The 15,726-nt window shown below is 46.5% G+C and carries 18 protein-coding genes; 11 read left to right on the forward strand and 7 right to left on the reverse strand.

The window, feature by feature from the left end:
* Positions 1-67 precede the first annotated feature (67 nt).
* Positions 68-1,546, reverse strand: coding sequence for a DUF1156 domain-containing protein (locus tag H6G45_RS19590; RefSeq protein ID WP_190598803.1), 1,479 nt, complete (start codon positions 1,544-1,546; stop codon positions 68-70).
* Between the two features lie 47 nt (positions 1,547-1,593).
* Here H6G45_RS19590 and H6G45_RS12785 point away from each other — a divergent pair, with 47 nt between their 5' ends.
* The 6 genes from H6G45_RS12785 to H6G45_RS12810 all read left to right on the forward strand — a co-directional run bounded on the left by H6G45_RS12785 (position 1,594) and on the right by H6G45_RS12810 (position 3,061).
* Complete coding sequence (locus tag H6G45_RS12785; protein WP_190598804.1) at positions 1,594-1,854, forward strand: hypothetical protein; 261 nt, start codon at positions 1,594-1,596, stop codon at positions 1,852-1,854.
* Positions 1,851-2,057, forward strand: a complete 207-nt coding sequence (locus H6G45_RS12790) for a DUF2283 domain-containing protein (protein ID WP_190598805.1) — start codon at positions 1,851-1,853, stop codon at positions 2,055-2,057. Before H6G45_RS12785 ends, H6G45_RS12790 begins: the two co-directional genes overlap by 4 nt.
* Positions 2,058-2,089: 32 nt before the next feature.
* Entirely contained in the window at positions 2,090-2,239 is a 150-nt protein-coding gene (locus H6G45_RS12795; protein ID WP_190598806.1) for a hypothetical protein, read from the forward strand.
* The gene (locus H6G45_RS12800) at positions 2,229-2,420 is read left to right on the forward strand and encodes a hypothetical protein (protein WP_190598807.1); all 192 of its coding nucleotides are present in this window, start codon (positions 2,229-2,231) and stop codon (positions 2,418-2,420) included. The genes H6G45_RS12795 and H6G45_RS12800 overlap by 11 nt, the downstream gene beginning before the upstream one ends.
* Before the next feature lie 87 nt (positions 2,421-2,507).
* Positions 2,508-2,732, forward strand: a complete 225-nt coding sequence (locus H6G45_RS12805) for a DUF433 domain-containing protein (protein WP_190598808.1) — start codon at positions 2,508-2,510, stop codon at positions 2,730-2,732.
* Positions 2,729-3,061 carry a DUF5615 family PIN-like protein gene (locus H6G45_RS12810; protein WP_190598809.1) on the forward strand — a complete coding sequence of 111 codons (333 nt, stop codon included), beginning with the start codon at positions 2,729-2,731 and terminating at the stop codon, positions 3,059-3,061. Before H6G45_RS12805 ends, H6G45_RS12810 begins: the two co-directional genes overlap by 4 nt.
* A gap of 68 nt (positions 3,062-3,129) precedes the next feature.
* Here H6G45_RS12810 and H6G45_RS12815 read toward each other — a convergent pair whose 3' ends face one another.
* Genes H6G45_RS12815 through H6G45_RS12825 form a run of 3 tightly spaced genes read right to left on the reverse strand, consistent with a single transcriptional unit; the run spans position 3,130 to position 7,384 of the window.
* Positions 3,130-3,594 (reverse strand): DUF29 domain-containing protein, encoded by a 465-nt coding sequence (locus H6G45_RS12815; RefSeq protein WP_190598810.1) that lies wholly within the window; start codon positions 3,592-3,594, stop codon positions 3,130-3,132.
* Between the two features lie 51 nt (positions 3,595-3,645).
* A complete protein-coding gene (locus H6G45_RS12820) occupies positions 3,646-4,254 on the reverse strand; it encodes an anti-phage-associated DUF3780 domain-containing protein (RefSeq protein WP_190598811.1) in 609 nt (202 codons plus the stop codon).
* A 34-nt stretch (positions 4,255-4,288) separates the two neighbouring features.
* On the reverse strand, positions 4,289-7,384 hold the full coding sequence (locus H6G45_RS12825) for an anti-phage-associated DUF499 domain-containing protein (protein ID WP_190598812.1): 3,096 nt from the start codon (positions 7,382-7,384) through the stop codon (positions 4,289-4,291).
* A gap of 276 nt (positions 7,385-7,660) precedes the next feature.
* Between H6G45_RS12825 and H6G45_RS12830 the strand changes: the two genes are divergently transcribed.
* The 3 genes from H6G45_RS12830 (at position 7,661) to aat (ending at position 10,564) form a co-directional block, all read left to right on the forward strand.
* Positions 7,661-8,869 carry an aldo/keto reductase gene (locus H6G45_RS12830; protein ID WP_190598813.1) on the forward strand — a complete coding sequence of 403 codons (1,209 nt, stop codon included), beginning with the start codon at positions 7,661-7,663 and terminating at the stop codon, positions 8,867-8,869.
* Between the two features lie 122 nt (positions 8,870-8,991).
* Entirely contained in the window at positions 8,992-9,885 is an 894-nt protein-coding gene (gene lipA, locus H6G45_RS12835; protein WP_190598814.1) for a lipoyl synthase, read from the forward strand.
* Positions 9,886-9,946: 61 nt separating this feature from the next.
* Positions 9,947-10,564, forward strand: coding sequence for a leucyl/phenylalanyl-tRNA--protein transferase (aat, locus tag H6G45_RS12840; protein ID WP_190598815.1), 618 nt, complete (start codon positions 9,947-9,949; stop codon positions 10,562-10,564).
* Positions 10,565-10,718: 154 nt separating this feature from the next.
* Here the strand turns inward: aat and H6G45_RS12845 are convergent, their stop codons facing one another.
* Positions 10,719-11,294 (reverse strand): Uma2 family endonuclease, encoded by a 576-nt coding sequence (locus H6G45_RS12845; RefSeq protein ID WP_190598816.1) that lies wholly within the window; start codon positions 11,292-11,294, stop codon positions 10,719-10,721.
* Positions 11,295-11,869: 575 nt separating this feature from the next.
* Positions 11,870-12,889 carry a type I glyceraldehyde-3-phosphate dehydrogenase gene (gene gap / locus H6G45_RS12850; RefSeq protein ID WP_190598817.1) on the reverse strand — a complete coding sequence of 340 codons (1,020 nt, stop codon included), beginning with the start codon at positions 12,887-12,889 and terminating at the stop codon, positions 11,870-11,872.
* Between the two features lie 361 nt (positions 12,890-13,250).
* Between gap and H6G45_RS12855 the strand changes: the two genes are divergently transcribed.
* Complete coding sequence (locus H6G45_RS12855) at positions 13,251-13,679, forward strand: Npun_F0494 family protein (RefSeq protein ID WP_190598818.1); 429 nt, start codon at positions 13,251-13,253, stop codon at positions 13,677-13,679.
* A gap of 112 nt (positions 13,680-13,791) precedes the next feature.
* Here H6G45_RS12855 and H6G45_RS12860 read toward each other — a convergent pair whose 3' ends face one another.
* The gene (locus tag H6G45_RS12860) at positions 13,792-15,237 is read right to left on the reverse strand and encodes an LCP family protein (protein WP_190598819.1); all 1,446 of its coding nucleotides are present in this window, start codon (positions 15,235-15,237) and stop codon (positions 13,792-13,794) included.
* Positions 15,238-15,562: 325 nt separating this feature from the next.
* Here H6G45_RS12860 and H6G45_RS12865 point away from each other — a divergent pair, with 325 nt between their 5' ends.
* Positions 15,563-15,712, forward strand: coding sequence for a hypothetical protein (locus tag H6G45_RS12865; protein WP_190598820.1), 150 nt, complete (start codon positions 15,563-15,565; stop codon positions 15,710-15,712).
* Positions 15,713-15,726: the final 14 nt, after the last annotated feature.

A 15,726-nucleotide genomic window follows, 5' to 3' on the forward strand; every position in this document is an offset into this window, starting at 1 on the left:
GAATCTGTTGAAAAGTTAGCAGAAATTGGTGTTATGCTGAATTCTGCTACAACTAGACAGAACTATTTTACTCATTGTTGTTACTGTGCCAGCTAGATGCGGAATCCGCCGTATCCGGCACTAAGCCCTGTTCCTGCCAATCACTTAAATTTTTCTCGACAATTGCTTCTACCTTCTTTTCATTAGCTAAATCCCAAGCCGTTACCGCCGCAAAATAAGTTTCTTGAGTCGATTTTCCTAACGTTTCCTTCGTAATCCATTGAATACAATAGAGCCGTTCTTGAAAAATATCATCAGGACGGGGTTTAAAATCTGACTTTTCCCATTGCCTTAACTGATTACGGTTAACTTTATCCTGATCCTTATAATCTCCCCGTAGGGTTTTAATCGAAGTTTGATAGGGTTTTCCCTCTAATTCATAAACCAAATTTCCATCCTGTACTGTCCCCTTTGTCGCCTCTTCCATTTCTGCCTGACTTGCCCCCGTAATAATCTCAATCTCAAACCGTTTTTCTTGGGGATTAGGAATCAATTTAGCGTAAACATTGCGAGTCCTAGAAATCACCCAACTGGGAGCCAGGGGAACCATCCAACCCGTTTCAGGACAACGAGTTTCCAAACAATATAGATAAGCCTTAGCCCTGTCCCCCTGTTCATTGTGTTCAATGCCCAACGCCACAATTTCCCGATCCACCGCTTCGGCCACTTCCTTCTGCGCCTGTTCAATTTCCGCCCGCCGTTCAGCACTCGCCCCGATAATATTCAACGCTCCCCAGGTCAACATACAAGCCACAGGGTTCAAATCGGACGCATAAACATCACAGCCCAACCGCGCCGCCTCAAAGGGAATCGACCCCCCGCCACAAAACGTATACCCCACCTTCGGACGATGGCCAAACCGCAAAATCCCCAACTGTTCCACCAATTCCTCATGGGACTCTGCCTTAATGCCAAAGCGACCTAAATGGGCATTCACCCCGGGCCAAATCGGGCCATACAATTCTGTCGGATCAAGCTCCTCCGGTCTCTTACAGAGATTCACCTTTTCCTCATAGGTCATCCCCGCCAACGCCAAACCATAGATTTTTTGCTTCTCCGCTTCCGGCAACCCCCGCTTCCACCGCACCTTAAGCGGCATTTCTAGCGGAAAAGTTAAATTGGCGATCGTCTCCCCGTCCATCCCTTTTGGTAGGGTGTAATCAAAAAAATCCCAGGGATTCTCCAACCGAATCTGCCCTGCCAACTCCGTCACTTTTAACTTGGGTTCTCGGCGGGTAAAGGCCTCATCATTAATGGCCATCAACTGCTCAAAAATCCGTAAATCTGCTTCCAAATCTTCCGTCGCTGGCAACAAACAACCCAATACAATGGCCCGCACCATGATCAACGGCTTGCGACCCTTCCAGTAGGAACCCAACGCCGTTAAAGTTTGTCCCGCCCCTGCCTTCCGTTCCTTCTGGGCCTCCGCCGAAATCTTCTGAGCCGGAAAAATTCGCTCAATTAGGGCCGGGGAATCTTGGAGAGCAAAGGGAGTTAGATCGGGCATAAACACAGACAATTAAGCTAGCTTTAGTTCCCCCATTATCCGTCAGAATGAAAAGTACCCGATATTTTCAAGAATTTGCCCGTCAAAAGCACCCAGAAATCGAGGAGTCGTGGATCGAGAGAATCCTAGCAAACCCCTTAATAACCGAACACCAGGCCAATGGACGCATTGCCTATTGGGGTAACATCAAAGAAGCTGAAGGACGTGTGATTAGGGTGATCACGCTTGACGATGGAGAAACGGTACATAATGCCTTTTTTGATCGTAAATTCTACAAACGACAACAACGAGGAGAAGAACTCAAATGAAAATTCAATACTTCCCTGAAACAGATACTTTAGCCATTGAATTAACTCATAATCCAGTTTCCGCAACGGATGTTATCGCGGATGATTTAATTGTGGACTATGACGAGCAAGGTAAATTAGTGGCTATTACCATTGATAATTACTCTAAAAACGTTGATGAAATTGATCTAAAATCCTTCGCTTTGCCCCTAGCGGTCGCTTAAAAAATCATCATAGACTAGCTCATTACAAAAAAATGAACAATAAAGATAAGTTACTTCAGGTCATTGATCAATCCTCTGATCACTTCATCGAAGAACTCCTCAATTTTGCACTCTCATTAAGCGAACAATACGATTCAGAGGAATTAACAGAGGCAGAAAATAAAGATGATTATGGAAGCTGAGCAAGCCTATCAATCAGGAGACTATATCCCCTTGGAAGAGTACGAAGAAAGTCTTGTTATGAGGCTATTTCTCGATTTCCTTATGAAAACAGCGATTAACCAAACTGAGACCTTGGTGCCCTACAGCAAAACCATGAGCGCAGAAATAGATCAATTATTAGCAGGCGTGACAGTGGAATGAGTGCCATTATTGACAGAATTTTTGGGTTACATTAACAAAAATTAATCCGTGTTAAAATTGCAAAAATTAATTCACTGAAGAGAGACTATGAATTATCAAAATATCATCACGATTGAGCCTGGAAAACGTAGCGGTAAGCCCTGTATTCGGGGAATGAGAATCACTGTGTATGACATCTTAGAGTATTTAGCAGGTGGTATGACTGAGGTAGAAATACTGGAAGATTTTTCTGAACTGACTCAGGAAGATATCAAAGCTTGTCTTGCGTTTGCCGCTGATCGGGAGAAAAAGTTATTTTTGGCACCTCTGTGAAACTGCTTTTAGACGAAAATTTATCTGACCGGATTATTCAGAAAATCATCGATTTATTCCCAGATTCTGAACACGTTAAGACCTTGGGACTAATCAATACTGATGATTTAATTATTTGGGAATATGCAAAGGTTAATGGCTTTGTGATAGTTTCAAAAGATTCGGATTTTCATCAACGTAGTTTGCTTTATGGTCATCCGCCTAAATTTATTTATCTTCGAGTTGGTAACTGCCCAACATCAGCAATTACTCAGATTTTAAGAGACAATTTGGACACTATTATTCAGTTCGCAAGTAGCCAAACGGAAAGTGTTTTAATACTTTTATAGTTTGATGTTTGAGGAATAATAAAAAGAATACTTGGAAAGTGGAAGGTTCTGATACGGGGGAAATAAATTTAAGAGTCTTGATGAATTTGCCAAAAATGTTCACTCAGTAAGGGTTCTAACTCCGTCGAGAAAGTCCACTGGTCAGGAAAAGATACCGTTAAATACCCATCCCTCACATCGGCGATCGCCAATTCCCAGGCTTGAATAAATATCTTTGACCAAATCATTTTCAGACTGGGGGCATCTTTCAATAAAATGCGAATTTGCTTACGTTGTTCGCGGATAGTGCGTTCCCAGCCATTGTAATCATCGGGCAAATTAACATAAAGCTGTTTGAGCAAATGTTCTAGCAGAGTTGTCAGCCGACTTAATAGTTCTCTCCTTTGCGAAATCCCCAAAGACTCTACCTCTTCAATCAAATTTTCGAGATCCAAGTTAGCAAAATCTTGGGCCTTGAGTTTAGCGACCGTATCTTCGACCCAGAGTAGAATATCTTGATCGTAAAGTGATTTTGCCTCTGCAACCCTAGTCATTGGAAAAGCCCCCAGAACTATCAACACTGATATAGCTTAGCCAATGGAGCATCAAGATTGAAACAACGGCAAGGTTTCAAAAATATTTGTTTCCACCGGTTTCTTCGCCCGTCGTATCGGTAGCCGTCCTAATTGGGGCGTATCTCCCAACGCATAACGCAACGCCATACGCCAGCCCTTGCCCTGATCCTTGGCTAAACCCACCGTCGTTGCTGTCATCCCAAACAACCACCAGCGTTCTTCCGGGCGCAACGCCAACCAATTACCCACCGCGTTCCCGACCTTTTCCGGCGCTAGTCCCTCCACCGTCCAGGCCAGCACACAGAGTTCTTTCCCCAAGAGGCGATCGATTAAGTTATCCCCTATTTTCCATTGTCCGGCTTTGAGGTTGTGGCTTTTCAGGCGTTGATTGAAGTGCCGTTTGACAGGCCCAGAAATCTCTGTCCACAAAGGCCGGTCTAAAATAGCTCGCTCTAGGGGTTCCATGGTGTCCCCTTCAGACATCATCCCTAAATTTTCAATGATGTGGACAGGCTGATAGTTACCCCGAGGGATTTTCACCACAAAATGATGGGGGTCAAGGGTTGTCGGTACGCCAAAGCCAAGGGTGGGATGGGATGGAGCTTGGGAAGTGGAACGGGATTTAGACGACCGGGGCATGGGATTCTCAACGTGGTTGTTAACAGCCAAGGGGTTACTGTTCCACCTTATCGGGGGTGAGGTTGATCCCGGTGATTTCGGCAAATTGTTTTAAATCAAAGCCTTTGTCAAAGTCGGCCCCGTCTCGAATTTTGACGGTGATCAGGGCATCGGGTTCTTCCAAATTTTCCCGCAGGGATTTGATCACTTTCTCCAACATACTAGGGGTCACCGGGCGATCGTGAAATCGAACCTGAACCGCTCTTTCTCCTTCCCCCACTTCTAAAATGACCCCGTGAAAGGCAATTCCCTGCCGTTCCTTAAACTGCTCAATGACCTTAAAGACTTTGTAAGTAGAGTCAATGTTGGTTTTTTCCTGAACTAATTTGGCAGGCTTGTTTTCATCAATGACAACTCGTTTATCTCCCCTTGCCGGGATAGTAAAGGTTTCTAGACAAGTGGCTTCTCCAGCTTGAGCGTAAACCTGTAACGTGACTTTATCGTCGGCAATGGCAAAGGGTTCTGTATAAACTTGTCCCTCACGGGGATTGGTGCCATCCACCACATACCGCATGTTCGCAAGGGGAAAGACTGCTAAGGTCACTAAACGGGAATCTGGGTGATCATCAACTTGATAGCGAACCTTGAGTTTCGCCACCCAACGGGTCGGTTCTCCAGTGGCATGTTCCCCGGTGCTGTCCACTGCCAAGAAATAGAGGGTGGGGGCACTGGTGCGAAACGTATCTAAGTCCGTCACTAAGGAGTCAGTTTCGGATACAGCAACGGTGGGGGCGTAATGTACCCTCGGCTGTTGTCCAGCATTTTGAGGCGTTAAGGATAAAACAATTTCTCCGGTTTGGGGGTCTTTGCCTTGATCGATGATATTGATTGAGGTTTTTTCCTTGGGAAAGGGGCCTTTTTCCAAATAGCCGTCTGCGCCTTCTCGCCAACGACCTTGGTTAAGGGCCTGCACTTTCAAATTTTCTAGCCCCTTTAAGCCCGGTAGCCAGGGCCAAGCCGGATTACTTTTCGCCCGCATTAACACATCTCGCCAGGGAGTACGACGATTACCCTCGGGCCATAAATCCTCTTCCGCCATGGCGAAGTAAGGCGTTGGATCTGTTTCCGCATCCTTGGCTAATTTGTTATCACAATTCATCCCCGCCAATAAGTCGTCGATTTGGGCTTCGACAGTGGTTTCCAAACTTTCCCCAAACTTCAAGCCATTGGCGATCGTCACGGTTCGTAAGCCATCCTCACTAGGGAAGAAAAGGCGGTTATAGGTTCCCTGTAATGTTTGTAGAAAAGCTCGTTCTGCTTCTTCTTGAGCGTCTATGGCTTGGGTATGCAAATTATCCCCTGGCCTCAAGCTCTTTAAAATATTGGTAATGGCGTAAAGCTCCCGTAGGGACTCCTCTACTCGGCTAGCCATATAGGTATCATTACCCGAAAGCACCAATAAATGATTTTTCTCGGTCACAGAGCGATAAAACCGTTGAATTTCTTCCGGGGGAACACTGTTATCCGGCGCAACCACCACTAAGACCCGATGACTATTGAGGTTAATCTCATTAATTTCCGGCATTACTGAGACGGACTGATAGGCTTTTCGGGATTGGGGTTGCAACATTCCTGTCAGTCGATTCCGTAGGGCATTATCAATTTTGGCTTTGGGAACCCCTTGGGCTTCCCTCTGAATCCGTTTGGTCAAATTTTCCGTATCGGAGAAGTAAAAGAGTTCACCATTGGCGTGGAGGTACCAGGCTCGTTTACGGAGTAAATCAAAGGCTTGGGAAAATTCATCGGGTTTGCGGTTGGGGGCCACTAAATATTCAATAATTTCCTCCCGTCTTAGTCCCACATGACCTTTCACTGCCAAAGAGAGGGAAGCAGAGAGAATCATCGCCGCCACCTGACTGCCGGCATCACTATTTAAATTGGCATCTACTTCTTCCGCATGGGAATTGCCTGTATCCGCAACATCCTTGGTTACCGCTGGACGCAATGCCCGATTGATATCCGAGACTTCCTCCATCACCTGACTATCATTCAAGCTAAGATGCTGTGTTCCAATCAAATAGACATCATTTTGTTCTCGTCGCCATGCAGAACGGACAACGCGGGCAGAAAATTGCAGTAGTCCCCGTGTTTCTCGAAAATTAGGATTGTCTTTAAACAGCGCAATTAAATGCTTGAAAGATGGGTGAAACGGATAAGTTTCTCTAATTTCATCGGCGACTTGTTCTAAACTCCGGGCCGTCAGATAACCGCTATCTTCTGCTAATTTAATTTGCTCGGCGTAGGCTTCCGCAATTTCGTCGATCTCTTGTTCCGATGGCAAGGCTTGAAAGAGTCGTTTGCGGAGAATGGAATAAATCTCACTACCCTCCAAGAAAACAGGGGTAATTACCTTGGCTTGTCGGGATGCTTCGCGCTGTACGTCGGACACAATGCGACGCACTTCTTTAATTTGTTCTTGGTAACTATCGGCAAGATTTGCTAGTACTACACAACAGCGGGGTAATTCTAGAGCTGCGGCAAAAAGATTAGACAGCGCCCGCGTTAGAACATCTACCAGGGTTCCCTTGCCGACGGTCACAGTCTTCGCTTCTAAAAAATAGGGGGGTAACTCATCAAATAGGATAAGTGTCGGTTTGTCCCCAATCATGGCCTTCCAATGTTCTTTCCCTGGGGCTTTCGGCCCGTTCTGCCAAAATGATTTAAATTGCCCCTCTGCTCCCAACTGTGCAGCGATTGCCCCCCAAACATAATGCTCCGGACTTTCACGCCCATCAAACACCGCTACACGGGCGCTGATATTATCCAGACGATTAAATACCTCAGCCGGCAAAATTTGAGCCCGGAGAGATGGATTTTTCGCTAAAAATCCCAGGGCAGTCATTAGGTGAGTTTTGCCGCCCCCCATGGCCTGGGCTAACTCAAACAAGGCCTGATCAGTTTGTCCAGATAGTCTTAACAATCCCTCACAGAGCAACTCCTCCATCCCTCGTGTGAGATAACTCTTCTCAAAAAATTCTTGTCCCCCATTCTGACTGTTAAGTACCCGAGCAAGGCTTTCCACCCCGCTAGTCACTTGATAATTTAAGGTTGAGGAAAAAATTTCACAGGCGTCTTTAACCGTTCTGAGCATAGGGGTAGGGCCAACTTCTTAAGTAGTTGAAAGGTTCCAAAGTTTTCACAACTTGTTTGATTTTAGATCAAAATGTTTCAGCCGGGACATGGGGTATTCCAGTTGAATACTAATTTTTTGACAAAAGTTAATGGCAACCAAGTTTTTAGAATATCATAGTTTTTATGAACTTTATTTTCCAGGGTTTAGAAAGCGTGCTTAACAATCTGGGTTACCCTAAAAAACAATTAACCAATGACATTTCCTGATCGAAGTTCCGCAAATTTCCCCCACCCTATGCTTTATCGACGTTTTGGCCGCACTGCATTGTCCATGCCGGTTTTTTCCTGTGGAGGCATGCGCTATCAGTTCCAATGGCAGGATGCGCCCTTCGCTCAGGTTCCGCAGGATAACCAGCACAATTTGCAAGCCACCATTGACCGTTCCCTGGAGTTGGGCATTAACCACATTGAAACTGCTAGGGGTTATGGCACTTCGGAAATGCAGTTGGGAAAAATTTTGCCCCAATTACCCAGGGAAAAATTGATTGTGCAGACAAAGGTTAGTCCTAAGGATGACCCTAAGGACTTTCGCCGGGAGTTTGATAAATCTTTGGGTTACTTAAATCTGGAATACGTCGATCTGTTGGGCATCCACGGCATTAACAATCGGGAAACCCTGGAGCAAAGTTTACGTCCTGGCGGTTGTTTAGCCGTTTGTCGGCAATTACAACGGGAAGGCCTAGTAAGGTTTGTTGGTTTTTCTACCCATGGCCCCACCGCAATCATTACCGAATCGATTAATTCCGGGGAATTTGATTACGTCAACCTCCACTGGTACTACATTTTCCAAGACAATTGGCCGGCGATCGCCGCCGCCACGGCCCAGGATATGGGGGTCTTTATTATTAGCCCATCCGATAAGGGAGGACAACTTTATAACCCGCCCCAAAAGCTGGTGAATTTATGCCAACCCCTCAGCCCGATGGTATTTAACAATCTGTTTTGCTTATCCCATTCCCAAGTCCACACCCTCAGTATTGGTGCATCCCGGCCAACGGATTTTGATGAGCATATAAAAACCCTGCCCTATCTAGCATCGGAGCAGGAGACTGAAAAAGTTTTACAACCGATTTTGGCGAACCTCCATAGCGCCATGGTGGAAGCTTTAGGGGAAGATTGGGTCAATGGTTGGCGCATCGGTTTACCCAGCCCGGAAAATACCCCTGGGGAAATTAATATTCCCAAAATTCTCTGGCTTTATAATCTTTGCCAAAGCTTTGACTTGGTGGAATACAGCAAAATGCGCTACAACCTGTTGGGCAACGGCGGCCATTGGTTCCCCGGTCAACCGGCCAGCAACTTTGATGAGCAAAAACTCCGGCAATGTTTAGCCCAGAGTCCCCACCGACAGAGGGTGTTAGAAATTTTGCGGGAAACGGATCGGATGCTTAGAGGGGAAACGGTGCAAAGATTGTCCCGTCAGGAGGTGGCCAAAACTAGTTAATTATTCTGGGGAGAATTGCTAATGTTTTGCTGTGCTGACCCAGACAAAGTACGGCGATCGCCATGGCCTCCAGTTCGATTTGATAGGTTGACTCATTTTTGCCCTGCTACCCAACGACCACCATGAATACCCCTTCCCCGCCCCGTGAGTCCCCCCCACGTTTGCCCAGTTGGTTAAAACGCCCCATTGGTAGAGCTAGTGAGTTGTCCACAGTTCAACAAATTATTAAACAGCGCCAAATTCACACCATTTGCGAAGAGGGTCGTTGTCCTAATCGGGGGGAATGTTACGCCAACCAAACAGCTACTTTTTTATTAATGGGTCAAATTTGTACCAGAGCCTGCGGTTTTTGTCAGGTGGAAAAGGGCCAAGCTCCCATGACATTGGATCAGGATGAACCGAAAAAAGTAGCAGAAGCGGTGCAATTATTGGGGCTTAAATATGTGGTATTAACTTCCGTCGCTAGGGATGATTTGGCCGATGGTGGCGCTGGTTGGTTTGTGCACGTGATGGAGCGCATTCGTCAGGAAAATTTTGCTACCGACATAGAAGTTTTAACACCGGATTTTTGGGGTGGTATTGGTCGAGAAATCAGCCAAAAAGAGCGGGTGTTGACGGTGGCCAAGGCTAAACCTATTTGCTATAACCATAACCTAGAAACAGTGGCTAGATTGCAGGGCAAAGTACGACGGGGAGCAAAATATCAACGTTCTCTGAATGTGTTGCGCTGGGTGAAAGAATTTGATCCCAGCATTTTTACCAAGTCTGGGTTGATGTTGGGGCATGGAGAAACGGTGAATGAAATTGTCGAAACCCTCAAGGACTTGCGTTCCGTGGGTTGCGATCGCCTGACGTTAGGACAATATATGCAACCGTCTTTAGAGCATCTAACCGTGCAAAAATATTGGACTCCAGAGGAGTTTGAACAGTTGGGCCAAATTGCCAGGGAATTGGGCTTTAGCCATGTGCAATCGGGGCCCTTGGTGCGGAGTTCTTACCATGCTGGAGAAAATTGATAAAAACAAAAAAGCATGATTTATCCCCAAAAATTACCAGGGAATTGCGAGGAAATAAAGGGTGAAAATTAATGTTGACTATGCCATTGCCCAATATGCCCAAGGTCTGTTTTTAATGGCCGATGACCGCCATGGACTGGGTTGGTATTCCAGCGATCGCCATGCCTTAATTCCCTTAGACAATCAATTTCGTTATCCCAAATCTTTGCAACGGGTGCTCAATCAAAATCGTTTCCAAGTTAAAATTAATCAAGCTTTCACCGCTGTTTGTGAAGGATGTGCCGCCCGCCCTGAAACCTGGATTTCCCAAGAATTAATTGAGGTTTACCATACCTTTCACGTTGCCGGTTGGGCCCACAGCTTTGAAACTTGGTACGGCGATCGCCTAGCGGGGGGAATTTTGGGCATTGCTATCCGGGGGGCTTTCATTGGGGAATCGATGTTTTACAATGTCCCTGAAGCCTCTAAAGTTGCCATGGTTAAATTAGTGCAGCATTTGCGACAACGGGGCTACAAGTTATTCGATGCCCAGCTACAAAATCCGCATTTGGAAAGGTTTGGGGCCTACGAAGTGGAAGAAAAAGATTATAAAAAGCAGTTAGAGAAAGCCCTTAGTTATCGTTGCCAGTTTACTTCCGAGCCTGATTTTTATGATTATGTAATTAATTTAACTGATTGACCTTTTCTCTTTCATAAAGAGAAAATTATCCCTTCTGTTTATGACCGATTTAACACTAGTCCTAACCTGACGAATAAGAATTAATTGCTGAGATTTAAATCGATTACTTCTAGGTTTTATCCCTAGCAATTTTTCGTTCTGGACGATGGAGAAATTATTCCCATAACCAGTCAATTTCTAAAATAAAGTTCAGTAAAATGTTCTCCCCTAATAATTGATTTGATTTGACTAAAGCCTCTTTGGGTTGATTACTGCGATAAACTTCTACCTGTTGATTCTGGGGATCAATTAACCATCCTAGGCGTAATCCAGAAGCCAAATACTCTTCCATTTTCGTTTGGGTTGCAGTTAAGGTTTCACTAGGAGAAAGCAGTTCCAACACAAAATCTGGGCAAATGGGTGGAAATTTTGCTCTTTCTTCGGTAGATAAATCTAGCCAATGTTCTTTTTTGATCCAAGCTATATCAGGCGATCGCCGTCCCCCTTGGGGAAGCTGAAAACAAGTGGAAGAGTCAAAGACAAAACCCAATTTATGTTTGCGGTTCCAGATAATAAAATCAGCTATTAGTTCTGCATTCTTGCGGCCAGTCTCGCCACCAGTGGGAGACATAATTAGCAATTCTCCTTGGGCATTTTCTTCAATGATCAATTCGGGATTTTGTTGGCAGATTTGGAAAAATTTATCTGAATCAATGGCGATCGCTGGCTGTAGCTTAAGGGTAGTTGTCATATTCTCTCCTGAGCAAAAAGGTGACGATTATAATTGTTCCAGCTCCTCTTTTAAAAGTATATTGGCAATATTTCTTTCAGTTTGTCTCCTAAATCGACCTAGTAAGGCGATTGCAGTTCTGGAGGAATTTTCTCTAGTTTTTCCCAGGCATGGGGTACCAAGGGGGCTTTTAAAGTATTCTCTGGCTGGAGTGTCTTTACATCAAATGTAGCTTCCATTTTTTGAGGCATAGTTTCCTGACATCCCAGTTAAACTCTAGCCCATTGTCAGCAAACCACTTCTCCGAAAATGGTGAAAAATCAAAAATGTCCGTTACCATGCCCATAGGGTTTGTCCCTTACCTGGGCTAATGGCTCAGGAATTATGAATTTTTTGCATTAGATGGGATTTTTACCATGACCGCCGATCAACTGTTGATGTTAGTTGTCCTCCTCGTCCCTGGTATTTTGCTATCGGCCCTAGTGATGGGTAGTTTTGCTAAAGGGGGTTAACCAAACACAAAAAAGTTACCGGGGTGGAGATTGATCCCGGTAAATCTAGCTAGGCTAATTGGGACAACCTAACAAACATCAAACCTAAACCAGGCCGTCTTTGCTCGCCATGGTCAACATTAAATCAATGACTCGACAGGAATAGCCCCATTCGTTGTCGTACCAAGAAACCACTTTAAAAAAGTTGCTGTTCAAGCCAATGCCGGCCCCGGCGTCGAAAATACTGGAACGGGGATCGGTGCGAAAGTCCATGGACACCACATCATCCTCTGTGTAACCCAAAATGCCCTTGAGTTCCCCCTCGGAAGCGGTTTTCATGGCGACGCAAATTTCCTCGTAACTGGTGGCTTTTGCCGTTTTAAAGGTTAGATCCACCACCGATACGTTGGGGGTCGGTACCCGAAAGGCCATGCCGGTCAATTTACCCTTTAGCTGTGGTAGTACTAAAGCCGCTGCCTTGGCCGCTCCAGTGGATGAGGGAATAATATTTTGGGCGGCTCCTCTACCCCCCCGGAAATCCTTTTTGCTCGGGCCATCGACGGTGGGTTGGGTGGCGGTCATGGCGTGGACTGTGGTCATCAATCCTTCCACAATGCCGAAATTGTCGTCTAATACTTTGGCGATCGGGGCCAGGCAATTGGTGGTGCAACTGGCATTGGAAACAATCTTGTCGGTGTCAGCGTTGTAGTCGAGATGATTTACCCCCACCACAAAGGTAGGAATTTTTTCAGGATCCTTACTAGGTGCGGAAATAACCACCCGTTTAGCGCCGGCTTTGAGATGATTTTCAGCGGTGACATAGGTAGTAAATAGGCCCGTAGACTCCACTACATAATCTGCCCCTAGCTCTCCCCAGGGTAATTGGGCGGGGTCCCGCTGGGAAAAACAAGGAATAAATTGGTCGTCAATGACAATGCCATCTTCTTTGGCCACTACAGTGCCACCGTAGGAACCATGGGTGGAATCGTATTTAAACAGATAGGCTAAGTTGGACGCTGGTACAAGGTCGTTGATGCCCACTAGGGTAACTTGGGGGTTGGCCATGGCGATGCGGGCCACAAGACGGCCAATGCGGCCAAAGCCGTTGATGCCGATTTTTAACATTAAAAAACTCCTGGGGAATAAATAGCAAAAAGATGACCCGGTCACACCAGGACATCCGACTTGCCCTAACGTTAACCCAGCTCTTCGGCAGGGAGATTAGCAAGAATACGAAAAAATGCTTAAATCTTTGCTTGGCGATCGCCGTGGTTGCCTGGGGAATAATTGGCAACAATGGTCGGATTTGGGCACAATGGGTAAATAGGACCGAATAAGGCCGGGCAAAAAAATTCTGACCACTGGGTTATGGGCTGGTCTATGTCCAGATTCTTTGACTGTTCTTAATTTTTTTCGAGACTGCAGAGCTTTGCCCGCCGATGGATTGCCACTGTAAATCGTTAGGTTTTTGACTGAATATTTTGCCATGAACACCTCTTTGGCCTCCCCGAAAGCATTAGCTGGTTACACTACTCGCACCTATAATCGGGCCCAAAGGGCTTTCCAGTGTTGTCCCTTTTATCTGGACTTGTTTCGAGCCATGGCCCAGGCCAGTGTGCCCCTACCCACGATCGCCGGAGCCGGGGGAGTTAAGCAAGGTTTTTGTGGGCAAGCATTGACGGAAAATCGAGTGGAGCGGGAGTTGATGTGGCTCATTCAGGTGGGACTATTGCGACGGGAAGTGGACGGCCAAGGTATTACCGACAGTTTTCGCCTCACACCGTTGGCTAAGCAAATCTTGGATCAATATCCTGGAGAGCAAAGGCAATTTCCTACCCCTTCCCCGTGGAATCGTTTACAAAATCGGCTAGCCTGCTGGCTGGCTCCCCTGGACACCCTATTAGGTCGTGGGTAATTTGAGTTCGTTAATATTTATCTTGAGGCAAAATTAAACAGGCAAAGAGCATGGCCCCAACTTACCCGTTGCTAACGGCAATGGCGATCGGGTGGAGAGAAGATCTGGAGTTTTAAAATTGGGGAGCAGAGTCGTGCTCTGGAGTCGGTTCCTTGAGCCATTGGTCAATATCCATACCCACTTGGATAGTTAAATCCGATCCTAGGTCGCCAACGGAGGAAGCTTCCACTACGCCGCCCCCCAGAGTTTGCCGTAGATAATGGGCACCATCCAAGTCCCCCCTCTGAACCAAAATTTTCGTCTCTGCTAATAGTTCTGGCGATTCCGATGTTTCATAGAAATTGCGGAAGTCCTTGGCAAGTAAATATTCCTTCATCCGTTCCAAGGCCTGGGGATCGTCAGTGGCATTTTGCAGAGCAATGCGTAAACTTTCTGGCGATCGCCCGGGGGTCTCAGCCCAGGTGGGGACTTCTTCAATCACATCAAAATAGTTCCTGAGCACCTGCCGTTTGCCGGCATCAGACATCACCCAATAACTACGGCTATCAAATTCCGTGGGCTGGCTAAACCGCCCCGGTAACATCACCATTTGTACTTCCTGGCGATCGAGCTGACGCCCAAAATTGACCAAGGCCAAAATTTCCTCCATGGTCAAATTGGTGTCCACAGTTTTTTGCATAATACCGATCGCCTTAGGAATCCGGGTAATCATGCTGGGGTGGCTAAGGCGATTTTGTAGGGCTTTGAGCAGGGTTTCTTGGCGTTGCACCCGGCCAATATCCCCATTGGCGTCGTAGCGGAAACGAACAAATTGCTCTGCCTGGGCACCATTTAAGGTTTGCAGTCCAGCGGGCAAATCAATTAATAACTGCTGGGTTTTATCTTCGTAAAACATGGGGCGGGGCACAAACACTTCCACTCCCCCCACTAAATCCACCAATTCCTGTAACGCGTCGGTGGTGACCCGGACGTAACGGTCAATGGGCACTTCCCCCAAGTTGCGATTAATCACCCTCGCTGCCAACTGGGGGCCGCCATAGGCATTGGCATCATTGATTTTCGTATAGCCCACATCGGGGATGAAAACCCTGGTATCCCGGGGAATGGAGAGTAATTTCAAGCTATTTTCCCTGGGGTCGAACCGCACCAATAACATGGTGTCACTACGCCCACCAAACTCATCCACATTGGGTTCAGTTTCCGTCGGCTCCACCCGGTCAATGCCCATAACCAAAATATTGACGGGACGACTGATGTGGTAGGGAAATAAATCTCCCTGACCCGCTTCCACTCCGGTGGATTGACCCGGTATAACTTGCTGAACCAATCCCCTCGGCCCAGGAGTAAAAAAGCCGATACCCACTCCGGCGATCGCCGCTACGGTGGCGGTTAGGGTGACCAAACTCCCCCAAACTAAACCCTTACCTAGGGGGGGAAGGGCCCTTTTGGATCGCGGGACGCCCTGGTCAGATTCAGGGGCAGTATGGGGTCGGTAATGGGAACGAACTTTGACGGTGCTGGAGGACTGCAACGGAGCAGACTCGGTACTATTCGCCATACAACCTCAACACCACACTGATTTTGGTAAACAAGCGGAAACTTAACCTATACAGATAACACCAAAGAGTCGATTGTTCCACCGATCTGTGCCGGATGGCAACGACCCCAGGACATATTATTGAGTATTTTTGCTTAACGTAACAGTGGGGAAAGTTACCGTTTTTACCCATTCTTCTCCACTGGCGATCGCCTTGGTGCCCTGGTTTGACCTGGAGCCGGAGCATAGGGGCTAATCGAAACATTGTCACAAAAATTTGTGTTTTTTCACCGAAAAAGCAGTATAATGCCTTCGCTTGATAAAACCCTTTATAAAAAACAATTCCATGACCAAATCTGCCGTTCTTGCCAAACCCGCTGGCGATCGCCAAAAACAGGTTTACGAAACTCCCCAACAGGTGCAATACCTATACCTAGAAGCAGAAATAGACGTATTGCTGCGCCAACTCCAGACTTGCGGCCAAAAGGACAAATAAGGTCAACAGGGCCG

It is taken from the genome of Synechocystis sp. FACHB-383 (genome assembly GCF_014698605.1).
Lineage (GTDB): Bacteria > Cyanobacteriota > Cyanobacteriia > Cyanobacteriales > Microcystaceae > Synechocystis > Synechocystis salina.

Coding starts and splice junctions, on each gene's coding strand:
- H6G45_RS12800 (WP_190598807.1), top strand. CDS start 2,229: ATGGAAGCTGAGCAAGCCTATCAATCAGGAGACTATATCCCCTTGGAA.
- H6G45_RS12795 (WP_190598806.1), top strand. CDS start 2,090: ATGAACAATAAAGATAAGTTACTTCAGGTCATTGATCAATCCTCTGAT.
- H6G45_RS12815 (WP_190598810.1), bottom strand. CDS start 3,594: ATGACTAGGGTTGCAGAGGCAAAATCACTTTACGATCAAGATATTCTA.
- gap (WP_190598817.1), bottom strand. CDS start 12,889: ATGTTAAAAATCGGCATCAACGGCTTTGGCCGCATTGGCCGTCTTGTG.
- H6G45_RS12845 (WP_190598816.1), bottom strand. CDS start 11,294: ATGACAACTACCCTTAAGCTACAGCCAGCGATCGCCATTGATTCAGAT.
- H6G45_RS19590 (WP_190598803.1), bottom strand. CDS start 1,546: ATGCCCGATCTAACTCCCTTTGCTCTCCAAGATTCCCCGGCCCTAATT.
- H6G45_RS12825 (WP_190598812.1), bottom strand. CDS start 7,384: ATGCTCAGAACGGTTAAAGACGCCTGTGAAATTTTTTCCTCAACCTTA.
- H6G45_RS12860 (WP_190598819.1), bottom strand. CDS start 15,237: ATGGCGAATAGTACCGAGTCTGCTCCGTTGCAGTCCTCCAGCACCGTC.
- H6G45_RS12830 (WP_190598813.1), top strand. CDS start 7,661: ATGCTTTATCGACGTTTTGGCCGCACTGCATTGTCCATGCCGGTTTTT.
- H6G45_RS12820 (WP_190598811.1), bottom strand. CDS start 4,254: ATGCCCCGGTCGTCTAAATCCCGTTCCACTTCCCAAGCTCCATCCCAT.
- H6G45_RS12805 (WP_190598808.1), top strand. CDS start 2,508: ATGAATTATCAAAATATCATCACGATTGAGCCTGGAAAACGTAGCGGT.
- lipA (WP_190598814.1), top strand. CDS start 8,992: ATGAATACCCCTTCCCCGCCCCGTGAGTCCCCCCCACGTTTGCCCAGT.
- H6G45_RS12855 (WP_190598818.1), top strand. CDS start 13,251: ATGAACACCTCTTTGGCCTCCCCGAAAGCATTAGCTGGTTACACTACT.
- H6G45_RS12865 (WP_190598820.1), top strand. CDS start 15,563: ATGACCAAATCTGCCGTTCTTGCCAAACCCGCTGGCGATCGCCAAAAA.
- H6G45_RS12785 (WP_190598804.1), top strand. CDS start 1,594: ATGAAAAGTACCCGATATTTTCAAGAATTTGCCCGTCAAAAGCACCCA.
- H6G45_RS12790 (WP_190598805.1), top strand. CDS start 1,851: ATGAAAATTCAATACTTCCCTGAAACAGATACTTTAGCCATTGAATTA.